Source organism: Vibrio sp. 10N.222.52.B7 (assembly GCF_041474275.1).
GTDB lineage: Bacteria > Pseudomonadota > Gammaproteobacteria > Enterobacterales > Vibrionaceae > Vibrio > Vibrio crassostreae_C.
In genome coordinates, this window is sequence record NZ_JBFRTU010000652.1 from 1 (window position 1) to 322 (window position 322).

At 41.0% G+C, this 322-nt stretch carries 1 pseudogene; it reads right to left on the reverse strand.

From position 1 onward, the window contains the following. Positions 1-322 (reverse strand): annotated as a pseudogene (locus AB4512_RS24655) (DUF3696 domain-containing protein); the annotation flags it as partial.

Sequence of the window (322 nt, forward strand, 5' to 3'; positions counted from 1 at the left end):
TTTCGATAGTGCTCAATACTTGTGCAGTATATTCACCATGTATACCCAACCACTTTTTTGATCGACGTTTCGTCGAATATGGATAATTCCCCCTAGGGCCCCATCGTTCAGCACATAAAAATGTAAACTCCTCTCTATAAACATCTCTTAACTCTTCCTGTGCCACTAGATCGAATACGTCTTTTAACATCGGGAGTGGAGCTTCTTCTACTTCTTTCTCTCTGGTAGTATCAAATACCTCCTCGGTATAACCCCAGCCTAAACTTTTCCCATTGGTTTTGATCTCTATCGTTAATGAGTCAACAGTCGCATTTCTATCGTG